Origin of the sequence: Clostridium sardiniense, assembly GCF_019753795.1 — a bacterium.
In the GTDB taxonomy this organism is placed as follows: domain Bacteria; phylum Bacillota; class Clostridia; order Clostridiales; family Clostridiaceae; genus Clostridium; species Clostridium sardiniense.
Genome location: NZ_JAIKTU010000002.1, coordinates 331,093 through 354,453 on the forward strand (window position 1 = coordinate 331,093; position 23,361 = coordinate 354,453).

Sequence of the window (23,361 nt, forward strand, 5' to 3'; positions counted from 1 at the left end):
TCTTATGCCTCCTTCTTTCTGAAAAAATCTAAAGGATTTGTAGCTATAGTTAATATTCCAAGCATCATGATTATTGCTCCTATCCAAGCTACTATAGGTAATGACCATCCTTCAATTCCTGAAATAACACCAAGAATTAAGTAACAGAAAAATGGTCCGAAGAATGAGTATGTACCATTACAAGCAGTTCCAAGTCCAGCACCACACATACTGTTTCCTTTATACCAAGACATGAAAGTTAAGAATGTTAATAATCCACTTAATACAAACCATATCATTGCAGGTCCGCTAGTGAATGCTTGAATAACTAAGTTTTTAGAAACCTCTAATCCTCCAGCTAAAAGTCCCATTATAGGTACTACTATGAAAAGATTTGCTATTCCTGATGTTAATTGACGGATACAAATTCCGATTTGTGGATCAACCATGGTTGAAGCATATCCAGCAACACAACCTTCAAATCCCCAGCCTAAAGCTGCTATAACTGCTATAAAAATTCCTAAAAATACAGTTCCTGAAACTCCTGCTGAAAAACCTGTACTTCCTATTAAGAAACTAGCAAATACGCATATTGCAATTCCTACTGCCATACGTTTTGTAATTTCTTGCTTATAAAGTATTTTTCCAAGTATCGCTGCTATTGCAGGGCAAAGAGCTGATATTGGAACTATTATTGGACCTGCCATTTGAAGAGCTATAACATAAGCTGTTCCTGCAACTGGTCCCCCTAAAAGTGCTGCTCCCACGATTATTCTGCCTGGTTTAGAGTTTAAACATCTTATAAAATCTTTGAATTTACCTTGTACTAATGAATTCCCAATTGCCCAAAAAGCACTACACGTATCATTAATTGCATTTCCAAGTGCAGCAAGTAAGTAAACTACAACAAATGCTGAAAGCCCAGCTGTGTTTGCTCCATACCAATCTGCCCAAACTCCCTTGCTCATTCCCATTGTTAAGAATGCTGTATAAAGCCCGTACGCAACACCTGAAAATAGTGCTATTGCAACTCCCTTTTTAAAGAAATTGCTTTTCATTTTTTCTTTCAATTCCATAGCCTTGCTAACTCTTTTATCGCTAGCATTATCTTTAGAATTGACTCCTACTGATATCTCCGTCATAAATAAGGACTCCTCCCGTTTAATTGATTTATAAATAAGCTGATTACCTTGTTAAATTTTTAGCAATCATTTTACTCCTAAACGTTTACTTTTGAAGTGTAATTGTGCTTATAAAATTATTTCTTATTGGAATATTTTGTATACTTCTTATTTTTATCTTTGTTCTCTTCGATTTAATTATAAGCCCTCCCCCTAACTTAAAGGTCAATACTAAGTTTTATCTTTTTATAAATGTTATTTTTTATAAAAAACTGCTCTTTTTATAGTTTTTAATCATATTTTTTCAAATTTCTGAGAATTATGAATTAAAATATAAAAAAGGTCATATAAAAAACATTGTACCTAAGGGTAACCTTTTTTTATATAACCTTTAAATTTAATCTAATTTTTTATTTTTATCATAACTTCTGTGACAAAATTTCTACTATCTTTGCTTGTCCAATAATCTACTACATATCTTTCGTAACATTCACCTTCACATTTATAATTATGTAGCTTTATCCAATCTTTTATTTTTTTATAAGTCTCATTAATATTATCATGAGACCCTATATGATAACATGAGGCTACTAAGTTTCCCCCAAACTCTGTAGTTTTTTCTTTTTCACATTTTATAAGACCTTGCTGAATTATTCTCATAGTTTTACAAGTTCCTTTAATCTTTTCTTCGTAAGATGGAAACTGTATTATAACCGGTCCTGTAATTGCATTTTCAATACTTTCGATATAATTAGTAAAATCAATATTTATTATTGAATCCATATAATCGTAATTAAACTCTTGATCTAGATATAACATATCAATCTTATTTAGATATTTAGCTGATACTTCATTTAAATTATTATCTATAACCATTTTTGCTTCTTTAACTAAAGAATGCCAATCTCTTATAGATTGCTTTTTTAAATTTATATTTCTTTCTGCTTCTTCAAGTTCTCTAATTTTCTCTCGAAAATTCTCCTCAATCTCAGTACATTTAGATTCACAAATTAAATTTTTAATTTCTTCAAGTTTAAAACCACTTTGCTTATAGTACTTTATTACTGGAATAGACAGCATATTGCCTTTGCTATAATATCTGTATCCGTTTTCATCACGTACAGCATCAGGTGATAGAACGCCGAGTTTATCGTAATACCTTAATGTTTTTTTACTTATCTTGCAGATTTTCTCCACTTTCCCAATGTAATACATTTCATCCTTCATATGTTATCCCCCTTACCTTTTGTTAACAATAATTAACCTGTAGTTAAGATTGTTAACTATTGTTAATATATCCTTATCATATTGACAATTCAATATATATACAATACTTATCTTGAAAAAATATGTTAATAATCTTTAAATATAAGAAAATATGTAAAAAAAATAGAGGTTAAGCAATTATATGCTTAACCTCTTTATTTTAAATTCCAATTACTTTATCTAATAATATTTCTAAATCTTTTCTAGATACTTCCCTAGGGTTTGAACTAGTACATACATCTTTTAATGCTGCATCTATTATTTCTTCTCTAAAACCATTAACTACCTTGATATCTACTCCAAGATCTATTAAATTCTTAGGAATAGATAAATCACTTTTTAACTTAATTATATTTCTTATTAAGTTATTAACTCCTATAATAGTGCTGCATGCATTTATATCTAAAATTTTTGCAAGTCTTTGATATTTTAATGCAACTAAATCGTATTCTTGTATATATGACTTGTTATCAATATTAGCATTGAACTCCATAACATAAGGAAGTATTATAGCGTTAGCTTTTCCATGAGGGATATGAAGCTTACCTCCTATAGCATGTGCTAAGCTATGAGTTATTCCAAGTCCTGAAGCATTAAATGCAATACCTGCAAGGCAAGATGCATTATGAAGTTTTTCTCTAGAAACTATATTTATTGGTTCATTATAAGCTAATGTTAAATTATTAAAGGCTAAACATAATGCTTTTTCTGCTAAAGCATCTGAGAAATCATTAGAATTTTTTGAAACATAGGCTTCAATAGCGTGAGTTATTACATCCATACCAGTATCTGCCGTTATAGATTTAGGAACTGTTTTAGTAAGCTCTGCATCTAAAATAGCAACATCAGGTAGAAGTGATTTATCAGTTAATGCATATTTTAAATTTTCTTCTTTGTTAGTTATTACTGCATATTCTGTAACTTCTGAGCCTGTCCCGCTTGTAGTTGGTATGGCATAAAATTCTATCGTTTTTGAATCCTCTTTAAATAGATTATTGTAATATTCACGAATGGCTTTAGCTCCGTCTATTGCTGAGCCTCCGCCTAGAGCAATAATTATATCTGCATTTAAATCTTTAAGTTTTTGAACTCCTAGAGCAACTATTTGAACGCTAGGGTCTGGAACAATATCACTAAAAATAGAAATTCTACAATTATTTAATTTATTTGAGATCTTTTCTGTTGTTTTACTCTCTTCCATAAACTTGTCGCATATAATCAGTACATTTTTATTTGAGATTTCACTTAACTTATTTAAAGCTCCTTCTCCAAAATATATTTTAGTTTTTAAACTAAATTCTTTCATTTTTATCTTCTCCTTGCTATTAATTAAAAGATAAAAATAAGATTCCAAAGTATACGTTTCCAATATATTATATTTACATTGTATCACTTTTTTTATCAATGTAAACTAAAATAATAAAAAACTTATTATTTTAACTTAATTCTTACAAAACTATTATAAAAATAAAAAGCAGTTAATTAGTTAACTTCTTTTTATTTCTAACCTATATTATACTCATTATATTTATTATATTGTTTTTTCTCATTCTTATATAAATTTAATTTTAAGAATATAATTGTACTTATTAGCATAATTACATATACAAACATAGATACTAATACATCTTTATAATATGGCGTAATATCAGTGAAAAGATTCCATATGCTATGGAATATAATTAAAGGCCATAAACTCTTTATATAGTAAAATGCTGATGCAAATATAATTCCTATTATAAATAACATAAAACATATCATAAGATTGAATTCTGGACTTATAATATGGAATAGCGCAAATATAAATGATGAACCAATAATTTTATATTTTTCAGGTTTTATTTCACTATAAATGTACCCTCTAATAAATATTTCCTCTGAAAATCCTACTATAAATGAATATGTAACAATCCAAATAATACTTTTAAAAGACATACTTTCAAAAACTAAATTTTCTCCTTTTAGTACAGTATATATCATTGGTATTGTAGCAATTAAACTTAATAATATACTTAAAATAACTATATTCTTATTACCTCTCAATCCAATATCTCTAAAAGATTTTTTATCAATTTTCTTCATAAATATTATAGTCGTTGCCATCATAGCTATAAATGGAATTAGCTTACTTATAGGTCCCCCATTAACTCCAAAAAATTTAAATAAAAAAAGTAATCCATAGCAAATAGCAATTGATGTCATAAGTATCTTACATAATTTATATATATTTCTTATCCCCTCTTTTTCCATTATTCCCCCTGAAATTTCTATATTATAATCAATACAATTGTACCATTTTTTTACATATAATGTACAGTAATTTATTTATTATAAATATAAAAGCCCATGATACTTATCATGGGCTTTTGTAAATTTATTATTCACTATAAACACTTCTTAATAATTCTATTTCATTCTTATAGCCTTCAAGTTCATTAGGTGTTTCAAGGAAAAATGGTAAATGACGTAACTTCGGATGGTTTATTATTCTCTTAATAGCTTCAAGTCCTATATTACCTTCACCAATTTTTTCATGTCTATCTTTATGACTTCCAAAAGGATTCTTACTATCATTTAAATGGATTGCACGTAGCCTATCTAATCCAATTACTCTATCAAATTCCTCTAAAACTCCATCTAAATCATTAACAATATCATATCCAGCATCATAAACGTGACATGTATCAAGACATACTCCCATGTGATCTTTTAATTCTACTCTATTAATTATTTCTGCAATTTCTTCAAAGGACCTACCAACTTCTGTACCTTTTCCAGCCATAGTTTCTAATAATACAGTTGTTGTTTGTTCTGGCTTAATAACTGTATTTAACATATTTACAATATAATCTATTCCAACCTCTACCCCTTGCTTAACATGGCTCCCCGGGTGGAAGTTATATAAGCTATTTGGTAAATACTCCATTCTAACTAAGTCATCAGCCATCATCTCTAATGCAAACTCTCTAGTTCTTTCATCTGCTGAGCAAGCATTTAATGTATATGGTGCATGTGCTAATATTGTAGCAAATTCATTATTCTTTGCTATCTCCAAAAGTCCTGCAACATCTTTTTCATCTATTTTCTTAGCTTTTCCCCCTCTAGGATTACGTGTGAAAAATTGAAATGTATTAGCACCAATTCCTAGTGCTTCTTTTCCCATATTCTCAAATCCTTTAGTTGTTGATAAGTGACATCCTATATTTAACATTTGTTTATCCTCCATTTATATCGAAACTCTAAGTTTTAATCTCTTCTTTAATTCTATATATAAAATAATACTATATTTCAATATCCTTTTGCAATGGATAATTTTTATTATTTAATAATATAACTTACTTTCTATTTTATAATCTTTTAATAAAAATTCCTATATATTATTTCTACCTTCTAACTCAAGGACTTTTTTAATGCATTCATCTGTTTTAAAATCTCCAGTTTTCTTAGGATTATTTACTATTATATCTGGCTTTGTCTTATGCTCTTCATTACATGTTCCATCACTTGTAGTTCCCATCTCTTTAGTGAAATTAAATACTAAACCACTATTAGGTAACATCATTAACATAGGATCACTTCCAATACCATCACCTTTAGTTTTTTCTCCAATTAATGTTGCCATACCTGTACTTTTAGCGAATACAGCTAAGGCTTCTGCTGACGAAAATACTTTATCATCAACAAGTAAATATATTTTTCCTTTAAAATTTATTGATGAGCTTGCCTTTTCAACAGAATATTTGTCCTTGGAGTAGCTTTTAAAATCTCTAGTAACTTCTTTTGGTAATTTTTTAAGATTACTTGTGTCTAGCTTTTCTACTGGCTTAATAAAATTTTTATTATAATTTAGAAATTTATTTATTAATTTACCATCTTTATAAAAAGAATAATACTCAGTATAGTAATCTCTATTAACTATATTACTAAAGATATAATGCCAATAACGTGAATCTCCCCCTCTATTACCTCTAATATCAACTACTAATGCATCATAATTTTTGATACTTTCTAAGTATCCTAAAATATCTTCTTTATCCTCTTTAATATAGGAACTATTATTCATTAATAGTATCTCCATATAACCTATTTCTCCATTGATTATATCTTTGAATTTTGGTTTTTCATAAAATGCGCTTTCTTTTTTCTCTAATTCTTTAACCTCTCTACTTAATCCATATCTTCTTAAAGCCTTTTTATTATTTAGAACCTTTCTATTTAAGTCATACCACGATCCTGTTGGTATTTTATTATATAGATTTCTAAATTGCTCTAGTACTTCCTTATTAAATATATAGGAATGTGAATTATTTAAATCTTTTACAATGATTTTTATAGCTGTCTCAAATTCATCATCATTTTCACACTCTTTTATCATATCTCTATATATAGTTTCATTAGCTTTAAAATCTACTTCATTAACTCTTTTATTAACATCCAAATATGGATAATTATCTATTATAGAATTAAATAAGTAGTTAAAATCCTCCATCATCTGATTTTTTGATAGATCTTTTTTACTTCCAAAAATAATAAATATGCTTGAACAAATAATTAGTATAACGATACTAATCCCAATTAACCTCTTTTTCATAAATTCTCCCCTCTCTTCAAATTATATTTTACCATATATTTCAAATTAATGTTTTATACATACTTCTAAAAAGCAAAAGCAACTAGCATATTAATATGCTAGTTGCTTTATATAAATTAATCTTATTCATTTATAAATTCATTACTTAACTAATGTATATAGACTCTTGTCCTTAGGTAAGATATCAACTATATCTTTACTAGCTAATATATGTAATTCATGTAATGCTCTTGTACAAACTGTATAGAATAAATTTCTATCATTTTCTCCAGAATAATTCTCACCATAAGCAACAATAACTCCGTCAAATTCTAAGCCTTTAGCTAAGTAAGATGGTATTATATTAATTCCTGTCTTAAATTCAGCCTTATCATCATCAATTAAATTTATAGAAGAATTAACTTCTTTAAGCCTACTATACAACGCTTCTGACTCAGCTTTATTTTTACAAATTACAGCTATTGATTTGTATCCCTTGTCTGTCATTTCATTAATGATATCTAATATCCTTGTTTCTAATTCACTTTTTATGATATGGATTTTAGGATTTTCACCCTTTCTTTCAATGGCTTCAATAGGTTCATGAGTATCTAATAATTCCTTTGTGAAGCTTGTTATATTAAATGTTGAACGATAACTTTTAGTTAAAATGGCCTTCTTTACATTATGGAATATATTTATTATTCCATCTTTATCTTTAACATTTGAATGTTTATCTATTCTTTGATTAAGATCTCCCATAATTGTAATTGAAGCATCTTTAAATGATTGTTTTATAACTTCATAAAATAATGGACTATAGTCTTGGGCTTCATCAATAAGTATATGCTTTACTTGGCTATAATTTCTAAAACCTTCCATAGCTGCTCTTATATATATAATTGGAGTTATATCTTCATACTTTACTTCTCCATAATTTATATATCTTAATGTAAGTTCTTTAATATCACCTACATCTTTACTTGTATATCTAGATATATTTTCCCAAAGCATCTTATATATAGCTACATTATTTAATGTGCTTATCATCTCATCTATTTGAAGTTCAACTTGTTCTTTGCAATAATCATAAAATTGTTTTTTATCCTCTACGTACTCAAAATCATCATTATTTGCTAAGTACTTAGTCTCAACTTGTGAGAATATACTCTCCTTTATAACCTTTATTCTATTTAAGAATGGGATATTTTCAAATCTTCTTAAGAATGTATTTTCTACAGCTTTTCTATTTAGAATTTGTTTTCCATCTATAACTATAGGCTTAACCTTAATTAATAATCTTGGAATATCTCTAATGAATTTATTTAATACTTCCATAAATTCTGTAGTGTTTTTATATTCCATTCCAATAGTTCTTAATCTAAATTCTTCATTATCATCCTTTTGTGAATAAATATAATCTAGATGCTCATTCTTACCTTCATATATATAATTAGATGGTAGGAATGTCTTTGAATACATTTCAAAAGTAGTTTGAAGTATATTAGTCTCACCAAGTTCAGGTAAAACATCAGATATATAGTCTGCAAATACTTCATTTGGACTGAATATTAAAATATTATCTGCTTTAAGCTCTTTTCTATGCTTATATAAAATATAGGCAGCTCTATGCAGTGCTATTGAAGTCTTACCAGAACCAGCTGCCCCTTGTATAAATAGAACTCTACTATCATCATTTCTAATAATGTCATTTTGCTCTTTTTGTATAGTAGCTACTATATTTTTCATCTTATCAGTAGCATTTCCTCCAAGCATTGAACCTAATGCTTCATCACATAGTGATTCATTTGAGTTATGCATAAATACTATCTCACCATTTTTTATATTAAATTGTCTATTAAATTCAATTGTTCCAGTTACCTTTCTAGCTGGTGCTTCATAAAAGGCTGGCCCAATTTCAAAATCATAAAACATTGCTGAAACTGGTGAGCGCCAATCAAAGACTAGAAACTCAAAATTTTCTTCATCTTCAACACTAGATAATCCTATATAAAAACTCTCAGCAGCTTCCCCATCTTCTCTAAAATCTAATCTAGCAAAATAAGGCGAATTAAGTTGTCTCTCTAAAGTTCTTATTCTATTTATTTTTCTTGAATGCATCTTTTCTTGTAACGCAACCTGACTACAATTATCATCTATCTCAATCTCATCTAATTCACTTCTATTATCCCAAAGAAATTTTCTGTGCTTTACTATTTCTTTGTCTTGTATTTCACTTAAATCAGTATATTTACCTAGTAATTCTTCTATTGTTTTTTGTGTTAATCTTAAGTAATTTTCTTCATCTAAATGTTCTTTACCTATTAGCATATTTAAATTCTCCTTATATGAACGTCATTAAATTTTAAATTGTATAATGAAATATGTCAAGCCTTATAATGAATTTAATCTTGCAACTTTCTGAATAAATAATAAAAACTGTTTAATTTAATTAAACAGTTTTTATTAAGAATAAGATGTCATATATTTAATTTTTTTGTTATAGTAAATATATTTATATAAACCTTATTTATTTCAATATTTCTAAAGCTTATTTTTTGTATCAAGGCATTTTATTTAAGCATAGTGGTTTTAACGCTTCCTTTATACCTTCTCTACTTGAACCAATACTACTTTCAACTGAAGCAGTTATTATACCTTCCACAAGAGCAGAATCTATAATTTCTATTTTTTCTTTATCTATATCATCCTCTAAGAAATCTATTGCCATCTCTGCATTCATATATGCACTTCCAAGATCGAAAAGAATTACTACTCCATCATTTGAATAAACACTTTTTATAGCTTCAGATATTTTTTCTATATCAGTACCAATTCTGCCATCATTTGTTCCTCCCGCTGCTATAATTGGAGCGTTTGGTGCCATTTGAAGAGCCATTTCTACTAATCCTTCTGCTATTTTTTCACTATGTGATATTACAACTATTCCTACCATATATATTTCTCCTTTATTACTTTTTCTCTATATTTCTTCGTATATAGTTTCTAATATATAAAGACAAGATGTAGCTCCTGCATCTTGATGTCCTATACTTCTATCACCTAAATAACTAGCTCTACCTTTTGTTGCTTTTATTGTTTTTGTATAGTTAACTCCTTCTTCTGCAGCATATTTTCCATTTTTTAAAACTATTTTTGGGTCATCTCCATTATTTATTGACTCTTCCATGGCTTTTATGGCAGGTTCTAATGCATCTATCATTGTCTTTTCTCCATAAACAGCTTTACCTCTTTGCTTTATCCCTTGAAGTCCTGCTTTTAATACATTTAAGAAGTCATTTATATTAATATCACTCTTACCATTTACCTCGATAGCTCCCTTCATGAAAGCTGTTCCATAAAGAGGTCCTGATGCTCCACCTACATTTGATACTAAAGCCATTCCTGATTTCTTTAATATATTTCCTATATTTTCTCCATCATCATCCTTTAACTTATCTACAACTGCATTAAACCCTTTGCTCATATTTAGTCCATGATCACCATCACCTATAGCTGCATCAAGTTCTGTAAGATATTCCTTATTATCATTCATCTTTACGTTTATTTTATTTATTAGTTCTATAACTCTTTTTCCATCCATTGTTATTCCTCCATAAATAATTAATTAAATTTAACTATATTAAAATACTTTAAATGCTGGTGTATCAGCTTTTTCACCTAACAATCCTTTAAGTTCATCGTCAAGCTTCAATATTGATACTGAACAGCCCGCCATTTCTAGTGAAGTCATATACTCTCCAACAAAAGTTTTATGAACCTTTATTCCCTTTTCTTCTAATATTTCTTGAACCTTTTTATTTACTATATAAAGCTCCATAAGTGGTGTACCTGAAAGTCCATTTACCATAACTGCAACTTCATCACTATTTTCTATAGTAATATCATTTAATATTTTATTTACCAATTGTTCTGATATATTGTCTGCTGTAGAAATTTTTTCTCTATGAGTTCCTGGCTCCCCATGTATACCCATTCCTATTTCAATCTCATCTTCTGCTAATGTAAAATTAGCTTTTCCTGCTGCTGGAACTATACATGATGTTAATGCCATTCCCATACTTCTAACATTATTAATTACTTTATCTGCTACATTCTTAACTTCTTCTAATGATGCTCCTTCTTCTGCCTTAGCCCCTACAATCTTATGAACAAAAACTGTACCTGCAATCCCTCTTCTTCCAGCTGTATAAAGGCTATCTTCTACTGCCACATCATCATTTACAACAACAGCTTTAACATTTATTCCTTCCATATCAGCCATATCTTGTGCCATCTCAAAATTCATTATATCTCCAGTATAATTTTTTATTATAAGAAGTACTCCTGATCCATTATCTACTGCTTTTATAGCTTCATATACCTGATCTGGAGTTGGTGATGTAAATACAGCTCCACATACAGCTGCATCTAACATTCCTTCTCCTACATACCCTGCATGTGCTGGTTCATGTCCACTTCCACCACCACTTACTAAGGCAACTTTTCCTTCACTTTTAGAATTCTTTCTTACTAATACATCAAATCCCTCAACTCTCTTTAAGTAATCACCATGTGCATAAAGCATTCCTTGTAACATATCTTCTAAAACATTATCTGGATTATTTATTAACTTCTTCATAATTATAAAACTCTCCTTTATAGTTATTCTCTTTTATCTTTATGCCTATAGTAATAGCATTTATTATGCCAAAACTACAATTATTTAAAATATGTTCAGTTAATATCTCTTAACCTCCTTGTCCCTTAAGGCTTTTAAAGAAATAAAAAAGAGATGCCTTTATATACATCTCTTTCTTAAAATTCATTTTCGTTGGTAAAAAGTATCAATATGATATTTTTTACCTTGATACTTTTTCCCAACCAATTCTTTTTTCTATTCCATACTGTCTTGCTTTTGCTGCTACTGTTTTATGAGTTAAACCTAATACTTTTCCAGCAGCATTAAAACTCCCATATTTTTTTAATGCTTTTTCTATTATTAACTTCTCATACTCTTTCATAGGCAAAACATCATCACTTTCTAATATTAGCTCTTCTATATAATCATTACTTATTCTACTTACTTCTTTAAATTTGTCATCCTTCCTCTCAGATTCTTTTGTACTTTTTAGGTACAGAGGTAAATCTTCATAATCTATATAATTTTTATCAGTCAATGTTATTACTCTTTCTAAAATATTTTCAAGTTCTCTAACATTTCCAGGCCATGAATAATTTAAAAAGGCTTCCATAGCTTCATTATTAACTCCAGTTATTCTTTTATTTATATCTTTACTTATCTTTTCTATAAAATGTCCTATTAAAAATGCTAAGTCCTGTTTTCTATTTCTTAATGGAGGTATATGTATTGGTATAACATTTAATCTATAATATAAATCTTCTCTAAAATCTCCATCTCTAACCATTTCCTCTAAATTTCTATGAGTTGCAGTTATAATTCTAACATTTATTTTAATTACTTCATCTCCACCAACTCTAGTAAATTCTTTCTCTTGAAGTACTCTTAAAATCTTTGCCTGCATATTCTTTTCCATCTCACCAATTTCATCCAAGAAAATTGTTCCGTTATTTGCAAGCTCAAACTTTCCAAGCTTTCTTTTTATCGCACCAGTAAATGATCCTTTTTCATGTCCAAATAATTCACTCTCTAGAAGATTTGATGGTATAGCTGCACAATTTACTCTCACAAATGGTCCTTTTGCATTGTTAGATGAAAAATGAATTCCTTCTGCTATAATTTCTTTTCCTGTACCACTTTCTCCTCTAATTAAAACTGTAGCATTTCCTCTAGCAGCCTTCTTAGCTATAGCTAATACATCTATAGTCTTTCCACTTTTACCTATAAATTTATGAAAATCCTCATTATCCTTAGTTCTTAATAGCTCTTCTTCTAGATAATTTTCTTTATCAGATAATTCATTTAGCATCTGCCACAAAACTTGAACCTCAGAAAGTTCTTTCACTACCGAAACAGCCCCCTTACTTTATTGTCTATTATTATTGGGTTTACGTTTTCAATTAATGTAGACTCTTCTTTTCTTCTATCTATATAATTAGCTATACCTTTTCCACTTTTTAAAGCATCTACTTTAGCTTCATTTCCTGGTAAATCTTTTATATTCTTCCCTAGTATATTTTCTTCACCCTCATTAAATAAATTAGAATAGTTCTTATTTACATAAGTTATTATTCCTTCTTTATTTACAAAGCAAATTCCATCATTTACATTTTCTAAAATAAGTTGAAGTCTTTCTTTAAGTTCTTCCACTTCATAAAGCTCCGATTTTATCTTTTCTAAACTTGAAATATCCTCAAATACTGATACTACACCTTTTAATTTTCCTTCTATAATTATTGGTGTTATATTATTAAATATTATTTTGTCATTATGTAGTTGCTTTATACCAAGTTTTGCTTTCTTTTCTTTTAGTACCGTAGGTATAAATGATTTTGGAAGTACCTCTGAAATTTCTTTTCCAACTACATCACCATAACTAATATCTAGTATTTTGTCAGCTGAAGAATTAGTCATAATTATGTTTCCATTTTCATCAACAACAACGATTCCATTTGCTGTACTCTTAATAACTTGCTCCCATGTTATATTGTTATCTTCTATTATATTATCTATTTGCTTTTGTTCTTCATCGTCTATATGAAAATCGCTATTTAAAAACTCCTCTAGCTCATATAAAGCTTGTTTCTCTTCTCCATCATAAGCTTCTATTATTATATTTTCTCCCTTTTTTACCTTTAATAATATTAATGGCATAAGGCTTGTTGCCGATATGCTTTTTCTATCTTTATATCTTATAAATAATTTTGTATCATATTTCTTATTTAATTCATTTGCCTTATGTACAAGCATAGCTATAATTCTTGCATGAAGACCTTTTTGCGGTTTTATCTTTACAACTCTCTCTTTCATTTTATCCCCTACTTTTTAAAACTTATATATTTGTTTAATTCTATATAAATATTATATCAATTTTTTATATTTTATTTAAATATTAACCTTTATTTTAAATGGATATTGCTAATTGATTAGTTTTTGAAAAAGGGGCTATAATATAAATCTTAGTAATTTCAAGATAAATAACTGTAAATATTCATAAAAAAGAGAAAGTATATTTGTGTAAGTATACTTATTATGAAATAATTTATGGATTTATTATCCATAAATTATGTATAATACAATATATAGACTAATAAATAATTATATTTTTTATGAATTAAATTTTTTATTTAACTCGTATAGAAACAAGATTTTAATGAGAGGGGTAATGCATAGTGGTACATTTGATCTATTGCGATAATACTGGTAAAAAAGGAGAGAAGGTTCTAGATAAAATATTAGAAGGTACAAAAACAATGATTGTAAGAGCTGCAGCAGGAAGAAAAATACCTCATAGCCGTGTTTTTAATGGAGAAACTCTTTACTTTATGGAAAAAGGAAGTGCTAAGATTACAGCTTCTGCTACTGTCAGTAATGTGCAAAATTATGTGAAACTTTCAGAGGATGAAATAACAAAAATATTAGAGGAAAATCAGCCTAAATTAGATCTTTCTGAAAAACAAAAAACACGTTGGCATAAAAAATGTCTTTGTCTAATCGAGTTTTCTGATGTGAAAGAAATCGAACCACTAGAATTCGATCATCAAGGTAACATGGATGACTGGCTAATTATTGAAAATATTGAAGATGTAGTTGTGGGTACAAGTATCCCTTACAACTATGATAAATCAAGATTTTAGAAACAAAGCATATGACAATGTTAAATCCGTGGTGTGGGTGCCATAAGCATAGTAATTAGTGCAAGTTCTGTTATATTAATAAAAGCAACAATAACAGAAATATTAATGTAAACAATATAGTGATATTAGAACTTAATAATATAAAATAACTTCTAAGTATAAAAAAACTGCTCAAATTTTAATCAAGCAGTTTTTTAATATAATATTCTATATCTTTAATTATTATATCATCATAAAGGGGCTGTCGCATTAGCGGGTAAAACCCACGAGCGATAGCTCCTTCTTTATCTTTTAAGGAAATAATTTTAAATTTTGTAACCATGGTTAAATTATATATAAAAATAGCTACACTTAAACAAGCCTATGAAAAAGATAGTTTCTTACAAAATAGAAGTTTGTGGTAGCAAAAAAAACAGTAGTAGGATTTTGCTTAAATCCTACTACTGTCATATTTACATTCTTAAGATTTCTTTATTTTTCTTTTCTCTTTAACATTGTTAATCCACCAAGTGCTGATATCATTCCTGCTAATAATATTCCTGTTTGTACTGCTCCGCCTGTTGCTGGAATATTATCATTTGCTCCTTGGTTATTTCCTGGTTTATTTTGATTATTTGGTTTACTATTTGATGGCTTATCTACATCATTTCCATTATCATCACCAGATGGTTTATCTACGTTATCTCCATCACCTGGCTCTTCTGGATCAACTGGTTTTTCTGGATCTGGTGTTGGATCTGCATTATTTCCAGAGTCATCGTTTCCATTATTATTATTATCATCTTGTACTAATTCTAAGCTATCTAAAGCTACTTGTAGCTCTTTTACTGCTTCATCCACTTCTTCCTGACTAGCTTCCTCCTTAATTAATATAGATTTAACTTCTTTTAACTTCTCATTAAGAGCATCAATACTTTCCTTAGTATACTTAGATGCGTCTATTGCTTCTGCTTTATCTATTATTTCTTTAAGCTTAGATTTATCAACTTCAGAAATTTCAGGAGTATCAACAAGCTTTGATATTGCATCATTTAAATTACTAATAGTTTCATTTACTTGTTCTTGTGTTGCATCTTTATTATCTAAAACTATTTTTGCATTATCTAAGGCAGTCTTAAAGATTTTCCAAGAGTCTGGTGTATATTTTTCTTCTAATCTATCTTTATTTGCATTATAAAGATTTTCAAGTTCTTCCTTATCAACTTTAGATTCCTCTTTTGTAAAATGAGCTTTTAATGATATATTTCCATCTACATTAAATTTATACTCATAATTTTCAGAAACTATATCTCCTGTAGAACGATACCATCCATCGAATGTATATCCATTATCTGGAGTGGCAGTAACAGTAACTTCTTCACCTTGTTTTGCTTCTTTTCCGCCACTTACTGTTCCACCTTCAGTTGAATCAACATGCACAGTAAATGTTTGTTCTGGTTTATTTGCGATATCAAATTCTGAAACAGCTACCCAGCCATCATTTGATTCTTTAGCTACAAATTTAATATATTGCACTTCTTGCTCATCAAATGCGAATGTCTTTTGACTTGAATTTGCTTCAAAAGTTTTATTCTCAGTTATAGTAATCCATTCATCAGATTCTTTATTCTTAATATATAAATCTGCCTTAGTAATGTAGCCACTAGCATTACCTAATCTAGGTGTAAATGAGAATTGATTGATTTTATAAGCTTTACCAAAATCTATTTCTGCATAAAATGAATTTGTTCCATTTAATTTATCAGCTGCACCTTGCCAATTAGAATGCCAAATTGTGTTTGATTTATTATCAAAAGCGTATTCTAATTTACCTTCTGTATCATCATAAATAGTTTCTGTATTTGTTTTACCACTCCAATTCTCCTTATGGTAAATATCTTCTACTCCTCCAGCTTCCGAAACATTTACATTGTCAATAACTGCTTCAATAGCCTCACCTTTAGAACCTATTCTTTCTAAAGGTAATGCGAATGTTGCATTACTAATATTTTCTTTTTTCACTATGTCATTATGAATGTATTTTCCGTTAGCGTCACAAACGAATTCATCATCTACGTATAATTTAGTTTTTTGTTGTTCTGTAACAATCTTAACATTTACAGTTTTTCCAACTGGTAACTCATAATCAAAATAGTAATTATGCAATTCTCTTGTAAATCCTAACTTTCCATTTTCCATAACTCTTATATCGTGTGTTCCATATGCTGCATCTGCTTCAAATATGATATCTCCTGGCTTTGATGCATTTTTCAGTGTAATATCGAAAGATAATTGATTCCCATTACCAAGCTTATCGATAGGTGATGTTACATAACTACCTTTTGAATCTAAAACTAAAGCACCACTTTCTACTTTAGCAGTTCCCTCAACTAAATCTCTATTATTAGCTGAAGTATCTTCTAATCCATTTTCAAAATCGTAACTTTGATATACTTCACCTTCTTTTTCTTCTTGATAGTAAGGATTTACATTTGGTCCATTACCCTTATCATTTGCTAGTGAGCTTAGTGCTGTTGCACTTCCTTTTTCTTTACCTGTTGCTGCCCAAGTTTTTTCAGCATAGAATGGCATAGCGTCAAAGAAACGCCAATATAAATCAGACTCGCTTAATCCAACTGATTGCTTATCTATGTTATCATTCCAAAGTGCAAAAGCTGCACCAAGTACTTGTTTATCCCCAGAAGGAACATATTTATATCCTGATTTTGTTTTTACACGGTTTGCCTCAAACTCATTAAAGATACGATTAATATTTAATAAATCTCCATAAGCATTTGCACGTTCCTTATTTCCATTAGGCACCATATATCCGAAATCATCAATAGTATTAATTAGTTTATATCCCATATCATACATTTGTAATCCATCGGCCCAATCACTAGACCATAGATTCATTTCTACATTCTCAATGGCTTCCTTTTCAATTTGAGTTTTTTTATCATCAATCCAAGTTAAACCTCCCCACATACGTACAGTATTAGTTTCCTTTACGTAAGGTACTAAATCATTTAAGAAATTACGGTATGCAGTATAATTTGCTAAGAATTCATCTGCTCCAATATGAACTGTAGTTTGTGAATCAAATGTTGGATTATTTCCTTTTGTATAATCATCAAATATTTCTTTAATTTTATCCATAGCTTCTTTTTTAGATACATCAATATGGTCAACTAACGGTCTATTACCATTCAACATAGAAACTTTGTTTGCAACCATTATCTCTGGCCAAATTTTAGTAAAAGATGTAGCATGAGCTGGAACATCTATTTCTGGCACTATCTTCATTCCAAGATTTCTCTCACTAGTAATAAAATTGTTGAATTCTTCTTTAGAAATCGAGTAATCTGTTGCTGTAGGAGATTCTCCCTTATCATTTGTTAACCCTGATTCTAAACGGAAAGCTTCATATGCTTTAAATGCTTCATTTTCATTTTCTAATTTTCCATACTGCTCTAAGAAAATATAGTTATCAGATAAATGTACTTGTAAATCATTCATCTTATAATATCTCATAGTTCTTGAAACATCTTGGATCATTTCCATTGAGACCGGCTTACGTGCTACATCAAATAGGAATCCACGAGTTTCAAAACGAGGATAATCTCTCATTATTCCTACATTAAATGAACTTTCATTTTGTTTATACATTTGTAATATAGTTTGCATTCCATACATATTACCTATACTACTTTGTGACTTTACAATAATTCTATCTGCTTGGATATCCATTATATACCCTTCATCGCCTAATAAAGAATCTGGAATTTCTTTTATAAAATTATATGCATTTGCTCTAGCACTACCCTTTACTTTACTTAATTTGATACCTGTAAAGTTTTCATAATCAGAAATAAATTCGTCTACAATCCCTACTAAAGAATTATCATTGTAAACTACTGTATCTATGCTATTAATATCTATAGTATTTGTACTATCTGAATACCACTCTGCAATTTCTGGAATAACAACTGGTTTTTTATTCATACTTGCTATTTGAGTATTCTTTCCTTTTACAATAAACTCTAAATCACCAGTCTTTTTTGTTTCTTGTGTTTTCTCTTCAGTTACCTCAAAGGAAACCTTTACACTTTTATCTGTTAATGGTCTTACGATTGTTCCATCATCACCAATAATTTGCTCAAAGTCTGCACCATTTAATTTAATTGTATATCCCTCTGGCATTGATGGCATTGGTAGTTTTTCAACATCCTGTCCAAGAGTTTGTCCAACAATTCCAGCAACTATACTATCTAATGACACTATTTCACTTTGTTCATTTGAATAAGCTTCTAATTCTGTAATACTTACATTATTATAATTACTACTATTTGCTACAAATTCGCAAACTGTAATATCTTTAGCAACAATGGCGTCATCTAATAAGATAGATACATCTGTATTCCACCCTTTTCCAGAACCTAACGAAGTGTTTATAAAATCCTTTTTAATATATTTTTCAACTCCATCTTCATCTGTGTACTTAATGCTAAATTGTTCTACATTAGAATCACCAGGTGATACATCACGATTTAAAAAGTTAATATTAATTTGCTCTACTTTTGTTAGTTCAGGAAACTCTGCCTTTAACCACTGTGTTGATGGATTCTCATAATTACTTGCCCAACGCGTATCTTTAGACCCATCATTAGCATTTGTAGCATTTAATCTATCTAAGTTTTCTTCTACACTAGATGCTCTCATAGATGCACTACGTACATGATTAATATCCTCTCTTGATTCAATCTCTTTAACAGTGTCGCTATAAATCTCAACTTCATTTATCCCCACGTTTTTCCAATTGATATTTCCACCATCTGCATCCAAAATAGTTATCTTCACCTTCGAAGCCGTTTTCATTTCATCAAACACTATTTTTTCATTTTGCTTTGCTCTTTCAGATTTTCTATAAACCTCTGTATATTTTTCATTATTTTCTATTTCTACTTTATATCCTAAAATATTTTGTTCTGCATCAGATCTCTCAAAACAAATATTAATTTGTTTTATTTCTTTAGATTCTTCTAAATTTACTTCTATCCATTCACCAGCAGCCTTATCTTTACTTGTCCCCCAACGTGTTACAATATCCCCATCTATAGCCTTCTCAGGTGAAGTCTTTTCCACTTCATAACTACTAGCTGTTACCTGTTTATTAAGAGCTAAATTCAGTTTCTCCGTCGCTTGTACTGTTTTTGGCTTAACAGTAATAAAGTTCGCAGCTATTATAGCTGTTAATACAATACTAATCAGTCTTTTTCTTTTCATATAGTTTCCCCCCTATTTCTAATTTAAAATTTAGTATTACTTCTATCCTCCCTTGTGATTTTAGATTTGTTTGCATTATTCTTTATGAAGATGTCATAAGAAATATAAAAAAAAGCTCTCTTACAAACCTTGTAAGAAAGCTAATGCCCTATTGGTAGCACGCAATACAAATTAATATATTTATGTATTTATATTTTATGACTTCTACTATATTATAAATTCATTTATTATATTTGTAAACTTTTTACATGGATATATTTCCATTAAACCCACTATATTACTTACTATTAGACTATAATATTCGGAAGTACTTTTTATAAATTTTCAAATGTTTCAAATCTAGCTCTTACTTTTAAAAGGTCGGCTACTTTAATTAATAATCGTGTCATATTTTTTTGTAACAGATTTCTTTCAAACAAAGGCGTATTTAATTGCCAAAAAGGAGCTGCACACTAATTATTTAGTGCAACAGCTCCTTTTATTTCCAAATATAATATTCTTTTATTATCCTAAAGTATTTAATACATATTCTTTATAAGTATTAAAGCTCGCCTTTTCTATAGTAGCACCTTTATTAATCTTTCCACTAACAAAGTTATACTCAGCTGATCCATAATTAAATGCAGGACTTGCAACTGTAATACTTGTTTCTGAAGTTCTATAAGTAACTTTATATTCTAATACTTCCTTACAGAAATCTAATATTTCTAAATAGTCTTTAATATATCCACCTTCAACCATTCTAACAACAAATGAGAATAAGTGATATCCTCCAAGTAATTGTTGCATTTGTCCATTCTTCATATTAAACACTTTACCTGTTCTATAGAAGTACTTCATATTTTCAAAAGTTAAAGTCTGATATTCACTATTTATTTCTAATCTTGAATCTTTTATGTCTTCTAAGTCTTTAATCATATCTTCCCAAGGTGTTGCTTTTATTATTTCATTATCAGTTATTACCTGAGTAAATCTTTCAATTGCATTATCCATATGCTTATTTATGCTTATTAATTTATCATTTATAGATACAGTGTATTCACCGTTTTCATATACTAAAGTTATTTTATCCTTCATTAAATTCTCCCTCACTTTGTTTCTTAATAATAATTATTATATCATAATTATTATTACTTATTCAACACCTTTAAAATATCCATATAAATTTATTACATTTTTTCTTAAATTAATCATTAAATAAACTTATCTTCCTTTAATAAATTATATAATGTTGGATTAAAGTTAAACTGATTCATTAAGTCCTTAACTTCATTTAAAGCTTTTTCTTTCTTGCCTTTGGATATATTAGATTTTGATGCTCTAATTAATATATTCTTAGGGGAATGTGCTATATCTATAAATTCTAAAAGTTGTGTTTTATACCCTACACATTCTAAAAGATTAGCTCTAACTGAATCTGTCATAAGTGCTGCAACTCTCTCTTGTACTATTCCATACTTAGTAAGTATGGATAGTGATTCTGCCTTCATTTGATGATTAAATTCATGTTGACAACAAGGAACAGAGAATATCATTTTACTATTCCACTTTATTGCATTATATAAAGCATAATCAGTAGCTGTATCACAAGCATGTAATGTAATTACCATATCAACTTTATTATTATATTTAAATCCATTAATATCTCCAAGCTCAAAATGTAAATTTTCATAATTGTATCTTTTAGCTATCTCATTACACTTCTTTATTACATCTTCTTTAAGGTCTAATCCTATCATTTTTACATTAATGTTCTTAATCTTGACAAAGTAATAATATAAAACAAATGTTAGATAAGATTTACCACATCCAAAATCTAGGATTGTAAGTTCTTTATAATCATTTTTCTTAATTTCATCATCAATTATTTCTACAAATCTGTTTATCTGTTTATACTTATCATATTTTGAATTAACTACTTTACCTTCCTTTGTAAAAACTCCTAAATCTATAAGAGGCTCTATAATCATTCCCTCTTTAAGTATGTAATTTTTTTCTTTATTATGTCCTTTTTTAGCTAACTTTGCATTATCACTTTTTTTCTTACTAAAAAACACTTTTCCCTTTTTAGAAATCTTTAAATCAAATGTACACTCATTTGCCCAAGCAGCTACTTGCTTATAATTCCCATCTATAAATTCTAATAATTTTTCTTCTAATACATCTATATTAATATTTTCATGAAATACTTGCTTATCAGTATATTTTTCTACTTGATAATATTGTTTTTCATTATTTTCTTTTAATACAAATGATATTTTATTATATTGAACATCCTTGTTAATTTTATTGCTAACAACTACTTTTATTATATCTTCTTTTGTAATTTCACTAATTGCTTTCTTTAAATCTTCCATATCTCCACACCTTATTATTTATTTAAAAAATTAATATTCTACACAATAATACAATACTAGTATTACATATAGCAAATTAACATATTTCTATTTTATCACAAAGATAAAATTATATTTATTTTTATATACTAAAAAAGCCTTAACATCTCTGTTAAGGGCTTTCTCTACAGATATTATATTTAGTATTAAGCTCTATAAACGTTTCTTAAAGCGTCACATAATTCAATAAAGCTTGGTTCGTCTTGTATAGATACATAAACTTCTTCTATATTTTTGTTGCCTATTAAATCTTCTACTAATAATGCTCTTGTTTCACTATCTGCTGTTAGTGTTTTGAATATTCTTTCTTGGCTTGCAGTGAAAGTACGGAATAATTTATTCATGCATTCAAATACCTTAATTGCTGGTATTTCAAGCTTCTTACTTACTAATTCAGATATAGTAACATATTCAGATAATCTAAACATTTCCTTATCTCTTGGATTATCGATTGACTTTCTTACATCATCATAATCTTCTCCAAATTTACTTATTTTCTTTACAACATTAAGCTCTTCCATTAATGCAGTAAGGTCTTTAGCAAATAAATCAGTATTTATTTCATTATTCATATTTGTTCCCTCTTTTCATTTATCATGACGTTGATATTATTTATTAAATAAGTCCAAATTAAAATTTCTATGTAGATACTTATAACTTATTTTATTTAATTTTACAACAAATTTTTATCATATAAAAGACTTTTATTAAATCATAATAACAAATGTTTTAAAACTTTTTACAATATAAGTAAAATAGTATTTTATCCCGTATTATCTTTAATATTAATCTATTTATAGATATTATATTTTTAACTCTTCATATATTCTTCAACGTAAATATTACTATATTTTTATGAACTAATTTATAACATAAAATAAATTTTAGATCTCTTTTATTTATAAAATTCCTAAAATTATCATGTAAAATATGATATTAATCTTTCTAATAAGATAAAGCAGTTATCTATTATACTAGTATAATA

The 23,361-nt window shown here is 28.3% G+C and carries 17 protein-coding genes; 1 reads left to right on the forward strand and 16 read right to left on the reverse strand.

From position 1 onward, the window contains the following. Positions 1-2 precede the first annotated feature (2 nt). From K5V21_RS03350 to K5V21_RS03405, 12 genes are all read right to left on the reverse strand, one after another. On the reverse strand, positions 3-1,055 hold the full coding sequence (locus K5V21_RS03350) for a hypothetical protein (protein WP_221859191.1): 1,053 nt from the start codon (positions 1,053-1,055) through the stop codon (positions 3-5). A gap of 447 nt (positions 1,056-1,502) precedes the next feature. After that, on the reverse strand, positions 1,503-2,327 hold the full coding sequence (locus tag K5V21_RS03355; protein ID WP_204594492.1) for a MerR family transcriptional regulator: 825 nt from the start codon (positions 2,325-2,327) through the stop codon (positions 1,503-1,505). 199 nt (positions 2,328-2,526) lie between these two features. Then, entirely contained in the window at positions 2,527-3,672 is a 1,146-nt protein-coding gene (locus K5V21_RS03360) for a 1-propanol dehydrogenase PduQ (RefSeq protein ID WP_221859131.1), read from the reverse strand. A 197-nt stretch (positions 3,673-3,869) separates the two neighbouring features. Next, entirely contained in the window at positions 3,870-4,616 is a 747-nt protein-coding gene (locus tag K5V21_RS03365) for a CPBP family intramembrane glutamic endopeptidase (protein WP_221859132.1), read from the reverse strand. Between the two features lie 127 nt (positions 4,617-4,743). After that, entirely contained in the window at positions 4,744-5,577 is an 834-nt protein-coding gene (locus K5V21_RS03370; RefSeq protein WP_221859134.1) for a deoxyribonuclease IV, read from the reverse strand. A 159-nt stretch (positions 5,578-5,736) separates the two neighbouring features. After that, positions 5,737-6,957 carry a S41 family peptidase gene (locus K5V21_RS03375; RefSeq protein ID WP_221859137.1) on the reverse strand — a complete coding sequence of 407 codons (1,221 nt, stop codon included), beginning with the start codon at positions 6,955-6,957 and terminating at the stop codon, positions 5,737-5,739. Positions 6,958-7,098: 141 nt separating this feature from the next. After that, complete coding sequence (locus tag K5V21_RS03380; protein ID WP_221859138.1) at positions 7,099-9,267, reverse strand: HelD family protein; 2,169 nt, start codon at positions 9,265-9,267, stop codon at positions 7,099-7,101. 232 nt (positions 9,268-9,499) lie between these two features. Then, positions 9,500-9,892, reverse strand: a complete 393-nt coding sequence (dhaM, locus tag K5V21_RS03385; protein ID WP_221859141.1) for a dihydroxyacetone kinase phosphoryl donor subunit DhaM — start codon at positions 9,890-9,892, stop codon at positions 9,500-9,502. Positions 9,893-9,919: 27 nt separating this feature from the next. Then, positions 9,920-10,546 carry a dihydroxyacetone kinase subunit DhaL gene (dhaL, locus tag K5V21_RS03390; protein WP_221859193.1) on the reverse strand — a complete coding sequence of 209 codons (627 nt, stop codon included), beginning with the start codon at positions 10,544-10,546 and terminating at the stop codon, positions 9,920-9,922. A 33-nt stretch (positions 10,547-10,579) separates the two neighbouring features. Next, positions 10,580-11,578, reverse strand: coding sequence for a dihydroxyacetone kinase subunit DhaK (gene dhaK, locus K5V21_RS03395; protein ID WP_221859142.1), 999 nt, complete (start codon positions 11,576-11,578; stop codon positions 10,580-10,582). A 220-nt stretch (positions 11,579-11,798) separates the two neighbouring features. Next, positions 11,799-12,923 (reverse strand): sigma-54 interaction domain-containing protein, encoded by a 1,125-nt coding sequence (locus K5V21_RS03400; RefSeq protein WP_307495257.1) that lies wholly within the window; start codon positions 12,921-12,923, stop codon positions 11,799-11,801. Further along, the gene (locus K5V21_RS03405; RefSeq protein ID WP_221859144.1) at positions 12,923-13,888 is read right to left on the reverse strand and encodes a PAS domain-containing protein; all 966 of its coding nucleotides are present in this window, start codon (positions 13,886-13,888) and stop codon (positions 12,923-12,925) included. The genes K5V21_RS03400 and K5V21_RS03405 overlap by 1 nt, the downstream gene beginning before the upstream one ends. A gap of 362 nt (positions 13,889-14,250) precedes the next feature. On the opposite strand from K5V21_RS03405, the gene K5V21_RS03410 reads away from it, so the two are divergent. Continuing rightward, positions 14,251-14,715: a hypothetical protein gene (locus K5V21_RS03410; protein ID WP_221859146.1), complete on the forward strand. Its 465-nt coding sequence runs from the start codon at positions 14,251-14,253 to the stop codon at positions 14,713-14,715. Positions 14,716-15,186: 471 nt separating this feature from the next. Here K5V21_RS03410 and K5V21_RS03415 read toward each other — a convergent pair whose 3' ends face one another. From K5V21_RS03415 to K5V21_RS03430, 4 genes are all read right to left on the reverse strand, one after another. Continuing rightward, entirely contained in the window at positions 15,187-19,980 is a 4,794-nt protein-coding gene (locus K5V21_RS03415) for a discoidin domain-containing protein (protein WP_221859149.1), read from the reverse strand. 504 nt (positions 19,981-20,484) lie between these two features. After that, on the reverse strand, positions 20,485-21,057 hold the full coding sequence (locus K5V21_RS03420) for a hypothetical protein (RefSeq protein WP_221859151.1): 573 nt from the start codon (positions 21,055-21,057) through the stop codon (positions 20,485-20,487). 116 nt (positions 21,058-21,173) lie between these two features. Further along, a complete protein-coding gene (locus tag K5V21_RS03425) occupies positions 21,174-22,337 on the reverse strand; it encodes a class I SAM-dependent methyltransferase (protein WP_221859153.1) in 1,164 nt (387 codons plus the stop codon). Positions 22,338-22,522: 185 nt separating this feature from the next. Beyond that, positions 22,523-22,948 carry a hypothetical protein gene (locus K5V21_RS03430; protein ID WP_221859155.1) on the reverse strand — a complete coding sequence of 142 codons (426 nt, stop codon included), beginning with the start codon at positions 22,946-22,948 and terminating at the stop codon, positions 22,523-22,525. Between the last annotated feature and the right edge of the window lie 413 nt (positions 22,949-23,361).

What these genes read in the sequence shown, in the direction of transcription:
- K5V21_RS03420 (WP_221859151.1), bottom strand. Translation starts at nt 21,057, where the DNA reads ATGAAGGATAAAATAACTTTAGTATATGAAAACGGTGAATACACTGTA.
- dhaK (WP_221859142.1), bottom strand. Translation starts at nt 11,578, where the DNA reads ATGAAGAAGTTAATAAATAATCCAGATAATGTTTTAGAAGATATGTTA.
- dhaM (WP_221859141.1), bottom strand. Translation starts at nt 9,892, where the DNA reads ATGGTAGGAATAGTTGTAATATCACATAGTGAAAAAATAGCAGAAGGA.
- K5V21_RS03365 (WP_221859132.1), bottom strand. Translation starts at nt 4,616, where the DNA reads ATGGAAAAAGAGGGGATAAGAAATATATATAAATTATGTAAGATACTT.
- K5V21_RS03350 (WP_221859191.1), bottom strand. Translation starts at nt 1,055, where the DNA reads ATGGAATTGAAAGAAAAAATGAAAAGCAATTTCTTTAAAAAGGGAGTT.
- K5V21_RS03355 (WP_204594492.1), bottom strand. Translation starts at nt 2,327, where the DNA reads ATGAAGGATGAAATGTATTACATTGGGAAAGTGGAGAAAATCTGCAAG.
- K5V21_RS03430 (WP_221859155.1), bottom strand. Translation starts at nt 22,948, where the DNA reads ATGAATAATGAAATAAATACTGATTTATTTGCTAAAGACCTTACTGCA.
- K5V21_RS03425 (WP_221859153.1), bottom strand. Translation starts at nt 22,337, where the DNA reads ATGGAAGATTTAAAGAAAGCAATTAGTGAAATTACAAAAGAAGATATA.
- K5V21_RS03405 (WP_221859144.1), bottom strand. Translation starts at nt 13,888, where the DNA reads ATGAAAGAGAGAGTTGTAAAGATAAAACCGCAAAAAGGTCTTCATGCA.
- K5V21_RS03375 (WP_221859137.1), bottom strand. Translation starts at nt 6,957, where the DNA reads ATGAAAAAGAGGTTAATTGGGATTAGTATCGTTATACTAATTATTTGT.
- K5V21_RS03380 (WP_221859138.1), bottom strand. Translation starts at nt 9,267, where the DNA reads ATGCTAATAGGTAAAGAACATTTAGATGAAGAAAATTACTTAAGATTA.
- K5V21_RS03370 (WP_221859134.1), bottom strand. Translation starts at nt 5,577, where the DNA reads ATGTTAAATATAGGATGTCACTTATCAACAACTAAAGGATTTGAGAAT.
- K5V21_RS03415 (WP_221859149.1), bottom strand. Translation starts at nt 19,980, where the DNA reads ATGAAAAGAAAAAGACTGATTAGTATTGTATTAACAGCTATAATAGCT.
- K5V21_RS03360 (WP_221859131.1), bottom strand. Translation starts at nt 3,672, where the DNA reads ATGAAAGAATTTAGTTTAAAAACTAAAATATATTTTGGAGAAGGAGCT.